Annotated in this window: 8 protein-coding genes and 1 rRNA gene; 4 read left to right on the top strand and 5 right to left on the bottom strand. The window is 66.2% G+C overall.

All coding sequences use genetic code 11. The annotated features are described in order from the left end of the window. A 16S ribosomal RNA gene (locus KUL97_RS08370) occupies window positions 1–120 on the bottom strand; the annotation flags it as partial. Between the two features lie 635 nt (window positions 121–755). Beyond that, window positions 756–1,064, bottom strand: coding sequence for a hypothetical protein (locus KUL97_RS08365; RefSeq protein WP_217796482.1), 309 nt, complete (start codon window positions 1,062–1,064; stop codon window positions 756–758). On the opposite strand from KUL97_RS08365, the gene KUL97_RS08360 reads away from it, so the two are divergent. Continuing rightward, window positions 1,063–2,016: an AEC family transporter gene (locus KUL97_RS08360; RefSeq protein ID WP_254896320.1), complete on the top strand. Its 954-nt coding sequence runs from the start codon at window positions 1,063–1,065 to the stop codon at window positions 2,014–2,016. The two genes, KUL97_RS08365 and KUL97_RS08360, sit on opposite strands and share 2 nt — an antisense overlap. A 7-nt stretch (window positions 2,017–2,023) precedes the next feature. Here the strand turns inward: KUL97_RS08360 and gap are convergent, their stop codons facing one another. The 3 genes from gap to KUL97_RS08345 form a co-directional block, all read right to left on the bottom strand. Beyond that, on the bottom strand, window positions 2,024–3,025 hold the full coding sequence (gap, locus tag KUL97_RS08355; RefSeq protein WP_217796481.1) for a type I glyceraldehyde-3-phosphate dehydrogenase: 1,002 nt from the start codon (window positions 3,023–3,025) through the stop codon (window positions 2,024–2,026). A 64-nt stretch (window positions 3,026–3,089) separates the two neighbouring features. Further along, on the bottom strand, window positions 3,090–3,650 hold the full coding sequence (locus KUL97_RS08350; protein ID WP_217796480.1) for a hypothetical protein: 561 nt from the start codon (window positions 3,648–3,650) through the stop codon (window positions 3,090–3,092). Window positions 3,651–3,719: 69 nt separating this feature from the next. Further along, window positions 3,720–4,394: a TMEM165/GDT1 family protein gene (locus tag KUL97_RS08345; protein WP_217796478.1), complete on the bottom strand. Its 675-nt coding sequence runs from the start codon at window positions 4,392–4,394 to the stop codon at window positions 3,720–3,722. Window positions 4,395–4,478: 84 nt separating this feature from the next. Here KUL97_RS08345 and KUL97_RS08340 point away from each other — a divergent pair, with 84 nt between their 5' ends. From KUL97_RS08340 to KUL97_RS08330, 3 genes are read left to right on the top strand one after another with little or no spacing between them, the layout of a single operon-like run. Continuing rightward, on the top strand, window positions 4,479–5,588 hold the full coding sequence (locus tag KUL97_RS08340; protein WP_254896319.1) for an iron-containing alcohol dehydrogenase family protein: 1,110 nt from the start codon (window positions 4,479–4,481) through the stop codon (window positions 5,586–5,588). A gap of 3 nt (window positions 5,589–5,591) precedes the next feature. Continuing rightward, entirely contained in the window at window positions 5,592–6,476 is an 885-nt protein-coding gene (locus KUL97_RS08335; RefSeq protein WP_217796476.1) for an alpha/beta fold hydrolase, read from the top strand. After that, window positions 6,469–7,092: a DUF2993 domain-containing protein gene (locus KUL97_RS08330; RefSeq protein ID WP_254896318.1), complete on the top strand. Its 624-nt coding sequence runs from the start codon at window positions 6,469–6,471 to the stop codon at window positions 7,090–7,092. Before KUL97_RS08335 ends, KUL97_RS08330 begins: the two co-directional genes overlap by 8 nt. The last annotated feature ends 4 nt before the right edge of the window (window positions 7,093–7,096 follow it).

The following is a 7,096-nucleotide window of genomic DNA, read 5'->3' as shown; positions in this document are numbered from 1 at the left end:
TGAGGGCAGATTCTCACGCGTTACTCACCCGTCCGCCACTAACCCGAAGGTTCGTTCGACTTGCATGTGTTAAGCACGCCGCCAGCGTTCATCCTGAGCCAGGATCAAACTCTCCGTTGTAGTTCAAGTCCTGTTGATTACCGAAATAACCTCAACTTGAATTGCTCATCACCCACTCGATCCACTGGCGCAGATCTCACAGTTGGAGCCACTTCCTCTGACAGAAGCGTTCAAAGAGTGCAATTGATAAAATCTCGCGATTCTTCTCTCTTGACTTTCCAGGATCTCAGATCCGGTCGTTGCTCCACTTACTGCACACCGACACAATCAGCAACCGTGAGAGTCGCTCATCATGCAAAGCAGTCAGCTTCTGCAACTTAAAATTTTTGACGGGACCTCACACCTTCACTGCTCTTTGCGGCCAACCTCCTGCACTCTCAACACCCTCTCGAGTGGATCCTGCAGGCGGCTGACGCAGTGAAAGCGTCAGTTCCTAAACGTTTCAGTTGTCCAGGTGCTCCGACAACCAATCTCACCTCTCGGTGGCGATCCTCTCGGATCAACTTGGCTCTCAGATCAGCGGCCTCGCGACCGCTTGTTGAACCTACATCACCGGGGGTTCCGGCTTTCAGTTCAGAACGGCGTCTCAGCCGCTCAGTGAACCTACAACATCGATTGCTCGGGGTTTTCGGTTCGCCGCTGCTGGCCTGATGGCTCGCGAGCGGCTCCAAAAGTTACCAGAGCATGGGCCCGGGTCAACCCACGGCGTCGTTCTCGTCGGCGTCGAGGGCCATCTCCAGGCTCGAGAGCAACAAGGCCAGGGCCGCGCCGCGGCTCAGATCCGGGCCACACACCTGGTCTAGCCACTGGCTGGCCAGGCTTTCAAGCTCCGAGAACAACAGCTGACCTGCCAACAGGCGCTGCATCACCTGATCCACGTGGGCTTCATCCAGCTCGGGCAACGGGCCCACCACATAGCGACGCCCGTCGTCGCCGATGTAGGTGAGGTTGCCCTCGGCGTCGAACACCGGCACGGCATGGGGCGTGATCGGCTGATCCTCCATGGCACCGCCCGCAGCTGCTTCAGCGTTAGCGCTGCCCACGGCCAACGGCAATGGCTGGCAGGGTGAAGGGATGCTGCAACTGCTGCTCGAACTGGCGCCATGCCTGCTCTGTGGCATGGCATTGGGGCGCGTGCGTCCTCACTGGCGGCACCACCTGGCGCCGCTGCTGTTGCGCTGGGGGGTGCCGATCAGCCTGGTGGGGCTGCTGCTCAAAGGCGGCTTGCACAGCGGCAACCTGCAGGTGGCCCTGTTGAGCCTGGTGCTGACCGGGGGTGGCTTGCTCCTCACGCAACACCCCTGGTGCCAACGCCTGCTGCCGCGGCGCAGCTTGCAATTGGGCGCGGTGGTGGGCAACACGGCCTATTTCGGCCTTCCGGTGGCGCTGGCCCTGCTGCCGCCAGAAGCCCTCAGTTTCAGCATCACCTACGACCTGGTGGGCACCTTGGTGACCTGGAGCCTGGGCCCCTTGCTGCTCAATGGCGAACGGGCACGGCCTGGGCAGCTGCTCCAACAGCTGTTGGCCACACCGGTAGTTCAAGCCCTGCTGGTGGCGGTGCCGCTACTGATTTCGCCATGGCATGCACCGATCGCTGCGGCGCTGTGGTGGCCGGCTCGACTGGTGATCTGGCTGATGTTGCTGCTGGTGGGAATGCGGCTGGGGCTGCTGCTGGGCCAGCGGATCGAGCCCACAGGCCTGGGGCCGGCACTGCTGATCAAGTTGTTGGGGCTTCCGGCCGTGGCGCTGCTGCTCACGCGGGCACTGGGTTGGGCACCACTGCTGCGCGATGCCCTGGTGCTGCAAGCCGCCGCTCCAACAGCCATGTCGGTGCTGCTGTTGGCCGAGGCCAGCGCACAACAAAGCCGGGAATCACTCCCGGCTGCGCAACTGGTGCTGTGGAGCACGCTGCTCTCGCTGATCAGCGTGCCCCTCTGGGCCTGGCTGCTGGCTTAGCGGCTGCTCAGCCCACCGTGGCCATGTGGCGCATCAGATCGATGCACTTGCAGCTGTAGCCCCACTCGTTGTCGTACCACGACACCAGCTTCATGAAGGTGTCGGTGAGGGCGATGCCGGCGCCGGCATCAAACACCGAGGTGCAGCTCTCGCCGAGGAAGTCGTTCGACACCACGTCGTCTTCGGTGTAGCCCAGGATTCCGGCGAGCTCCCCTTCCGAGGCGGCCTTCATGGCGGCCTTCACCTGCTCATAGGTGGCGGGCTTAGCCAGGTTCACGGTGAGATCCACCACCGACACATCGGGCGTGGGCACGCGGAAGGCCATGCCGGTGAGCTTGCCGTTGAGCTCCGGGATCACGCGGCCCACGGCCTTGGCGGCACCGGTGGAGCTGGGAATGATGTTCTGGCCAGCGCCGCGGCCACCGCGCCAGTCCTTCACCGAAGGGCCATCCACGGTTTTCTGGGTGGCGGTGGTGGCGTGCACCGTGGTCATCAGACCGTTGACGATGCCGAAGTTGTCGTGGAGCACCTTGGCCATTGGGGCCAGGCAGTTGGTGGTGCAGCTGGCGTTCGACACGATCTGCTGACCGGCGTAGCTCTTGTGGTTCACGCCCATCACAAAGATGGGGGTGTCGTCCTTGGAGGGGGCGCTCATCACCACCCGCTTGGCGCCGGCGTTGATGTGGGCGCGGGCCGCTTCATCGGTGAGGAAGAAGCCGGTGCTCTCGAGCACGTAATCGGCACCGACCGCACCCCAGTTGAGGTTGTTGGGGTCGCGCTCAGCGGTGATGCGGATCGCCTTGCCGTTCACCACCAGCTGACCGTTCTCCACGCGCACATCACCTTGGAAGCGCCCATGGGTGGAGTCGTAGCGGAGCATGTAAGCCAGGTACTCCACATCGATCAGGTCGTTGATCCCCACGACCTCCACATCCGGCAGGCTCACGGCGCGGCGGAAGGCGAGGCGACCGATCCGGCCAAAGCCGTTAATGCCGACGCGGATGCTCATCGGAGACCTCCCTAACTGAAAAGCAGCTAATCAAGGCTCACCATACGGGCCGGGGTTGAAGCCCTCAGCCTTCCTTCTGACCCGCTTCGAATTGATCGCTCAACAAGCGGCGCTGGTATTCCGCCGCCAGAGCATTGAGATGGGCTTCGGCCGCTTCCGCCATCTCCTCGTCGATCTGGTCGAAGGCGCGCCCTTCCGGCACCGCCATGCCCAGCACCAGGGCCAGGGCATCAAACAAACGCACCTGGTCGTTTTGCCAGGCCTGATAGTCGCCGGCAAGCTCGGCGAGGTCTTGCTCTTCCAGCTCACCGCGCTCCAGATCGGTGCGCAGGTTCTGAATCTGGCCCAGCCGCGCTGAGGTCACCAGGGCATGGGCCGCCGCCAGGGCCGCCAGGGCATCACAGGCTTCGCGCTTGAGCACCGTGAGGTCGCGGTTGCGCACCGCCTTTTCAATCGAAAGGGGCGGGCGCACACCCGGCAGCTGACTCATCTGGGCCGGTTGCCTGGGCTCAGCAGGCAGGCTGATGCGGGTGGGCGCTGGTGGCAGCGGCTGAGGCGGCCGCAGCGCTGCACCCCATCGCATCAAGGTGTCGGCCAGGCGCGTGCGCCATCCACGCTTTGCCATGCCCTGCTCTCGCCACTGCACTCAATCTGACGCCAAACGGGCCAAGCAGACAGGGGGAAAGCCGAAGAATCAGCGGCCGGACGCCGACGCCAGGCCCTGCAGCAGCGACACCAGGCCAAAGGCCACAAACAAGCCTCCACTCAGCCGATAGAGCACCTGTTCGTTCACCCGGCCGCCAATCCATTTGCCAGCCCCCACCGCCAGCCAGGTGACCAGCGCATGGCCGGCCAGGGTGCCCGCGAGCAGCCCCGCAAAGCTGAACACCTGAGCCGGAGCGGTGGCCAGCACGATCGTGGCGAATTGGGTGCGATCCCCCAGCTCCGCCACAAACACCAGCGCGAAGGATTCCCAGATCACGGCCCATGCACCGCCGTGGCCATTGCCTTGCTCCGCGGCATTCACCGCTTCTTCCGCCTCCTCGGCCTCCTCCTGGGCAGCGCCAGCCCCCAGCGACTGGGCATCCACCAGCAACTTGATGCCAAATCCCAGAAACAGAACCGCCGCCAGCCAAGGCACCAGGTTCTGAGGCAGCAACTCCCGCAGGCCGTAGCCCACCCCCAACGACAGCAGGGTGACGGCGGACAAGGCCGCAAAGGCCCCCACAAACACCAGCCGGGCGCTGTGGCGCACCGCCAGGATCAAGGCCATAAAAAAGGTCTTGTCACCCAGCTCCGCCAGGGTGATGGCCGTGAGGCTCGAACCAAAGGCCGCCAGGCCCGGATCGGAAGGGAGTGGAGGTGCCATGCCTGATCGCGGGAGCTGCGAATCCGCTGTGCCCGCCACTTCTACAGTGGCCTCTTGGCAATTGGGCTGGTCGTGGGCACCTCCATGCAGCAACACGCGATCGCTCCAGCGGTTGTTCTGCGGGGTGAAGGGGCCTGGCAGGAGGCGTGGCCGGCGATCCAAACGCTCTGCAGCCGGCCTCTGCTGCTGGGCCGGAGCCCGGCAACGCGCCAGCTGCGCGGGCAGCTGGCGGCGGAACTGCGCCAGCTGGGCCTCACGCTGAGCGAAGCCGAACTCGAGCACGACTGCTGCGAGGGCGATCTGGAGCGGATCAGCGCGACCCTGCGCAGCAACGCCTGCGACGCCGTGGTGGCCGCCGGCGGCGGCAAGGTGCTCGATGCGGGCAAGTTGCTGGCGCACCGCCATGGCCTGGCCTGCATCACCGTGCCCACCAGCGCCGCCACCTGTGCCGGCTGGACGGCCCTGGCCAATCTCTATTCAGCCCAAGGGGCCTTTGAAGGCGACGTTGCCCTGGATCGCTGCCCTGATCTGTTGGTGTTCGACCACGCCTTGGTGCGGCAGGCACCCGCCCACACCCTGGCCAGCGGCATCGCCGATGCCATGGCCAAGTGGTACGAAGCCTCGGTGAGCAGCGGCGCGAGCCGCGACGGGCTGGTGCAACAGGCGGTGCAGATGGCGCGGGTGTTGCGCGATCAGCTGCTGCTGGAGGCCCGGGAGGCGATGGCCCAGCCCGGCGGTGAAGCCTGGGTGCGGGTGGCGGAGGCCTGCGGCCTCACGGCGGGGTTGATCGGTGGGATCGGCGGGGCCCGCTGCCGCACCGTGGCGGCCCATGCGGTGCACAACGGCCTCACCCAACTGGAGGCCAGCCATGGCCGGCTCCATGGCGAAAAGGTGGGCTTCGGGATCCTGGTGCAGCTGCGCCTGGAAGAGGTGATCGGGGGCAACCGCTTGGCGGGCCAGGCGCGGCGCCAGCTGCTGCCGCTGTTCCAGGAGCTGGGGCTGCCGGTGAGCCTGGGCGACCTGGGCCTGGAGCAGGCCAGCCTCGGCGAACTGCAGCAGGTGGCAGCCTTCGCCTGCCGGCCCGGATCCGACCTGCATCACCTGCCCTTCAGCGTGCAGCCCAGCGATGTGCTCGCCGCACTGGTGAGCACCACCACCAGCAGCGAAGCTCCCTTGAGCACCACCCAGGGTTGAGCCGTGAGCGCAACGGCACTCCCCGCCTCCCCCCAGGAGCTCGTAGCCCACGCCGCTGAGCACCTGCTTGATCCCGATGGCCGGGCCCTCGCCGCTGCCGTGCAGTGGTGGACGATCCCAACCTTGGAGGGCGGCCCCTGGCCCGTGGCCGTGGTGGGCGAAGGGCCGCCGCTGCTGGCGCTGCATGGCTTCGACAGCTCCCACCTGGAGTTCAGACGGCTGGCGCCCTTGCTCGCGCCGCAGCATCAGCTGTTCATCCCGGATCTGTTCGGCTTCGGCTTCTGCCCTCGGCCCCTCAACGCCCCCTACGGCCCGGCGGCGGTGCTGGAACACCTGGAGCACGTGCTCGAGGAGGTGCTGCGCCGCAGCGGAGCAGCGCAGGTGGGCTTGATCGGCGCCTCGATGGGGGGATCGGTGGCGGTGGAGCTGGCCCGCCGCTGCCCCGAACAGATCGAGCGGTTGCTGCTGCTGGCACCTGCGGGCCTCACGGGCCAACCGATGCCGGTGCCCCCGCTCCTGGATCAATTGGGAGCACGCTTCCTCGGCTTGCCCGCGATCCGCCGGGGCCTCTGCCGCTCCGCCTTCGCCATGCCCGATCGGGATGTGGGGCCTGCGGAGCTGGAAATCGCCTCGCTGCACCTGGCCTGCCCCAACTGGGCCAGAGCCCTGGGAGCCTTTGCCCGCAGCGGTGGTTTCGCCGGTTGCGGGTATCCCCTGCCCCCACAACCCCTGCAGGTGCTCTGGGGCCAAAACGACCGGATCCTGCGGCCACCCCAGAAACGCGCCGCCCAAGCTCTGTTAGGAGAGCGGATCACCGAGCTGGACTGCTGCGGGCATCTGCCCCACATCGACCAGCCCGCCACCGTGGCTCGCATCTGGCATGGCTGACGACACGCAGACACCCCGCACGAGCCCGGTGCTGCAGCTCCTAGCCAGCGGCTTGCAGTTTTGGATTCGCCAGCAATGCGAGGCCGTTGACAGCCTCGAGCTGCAACTCCATGGCTCCAGCCTGGGGTTGCTGCGCGGCCGCCTCGAAGGCGTGAGCCTGGTGGCCAGGGGTGTGGTGTTCAGCTCGCTGGAGATCGAGCGGGTGGAGCTGCGCAGCGAGGCGATCGAGGTGCAGGTGGGCAACCTGCTGCGCGGCAAGGCGGTGCAGCTCGATCAGCCCTTCCACATTGAGGGCATCGTGGTGTTCAGTGCTGGTGGGCTGGGCCGTTCCCTTTGCACCCCGCACTGGCGCCCCCTGGGGGATCAACTGGTGGACGGGCTGCTGGGCCTCACCCCCCTGCAGAGCGTGAGTATCGAGCGCGACCAACTGGTGCTGCAGGCCCAGGATCAGCGCTGCGCCACGGTTCCTCGTGCCGTGGACGGCGGCCTGCAGCTCTGCGGGGTGGAGGGTTGCCCCTGCGTCTCACTGCCCAGCGATCCCAACATTGAAATCCGCGAAGCCAACCTTGAAGGCGGGGTGCTGCAGCTCCACGGGCGGGCGCGGGTGTCGCCCTGAGCAG

The organism is Synechococcus sp. HK05, from assembly GCF_019104765.1.
In the GTDB taxonomy this organism is placed as follows: Bacteria; Cyanobacteriota; Cyanobacteriia; order PCC-6307; family Cyanobiaceae; genus Vulcanococcus.
The sequence above is the reverse complement of the archived record's forward strand: the minus strand, read 5'-3'. Positions and strand labels throughout refer to the sequence as shown.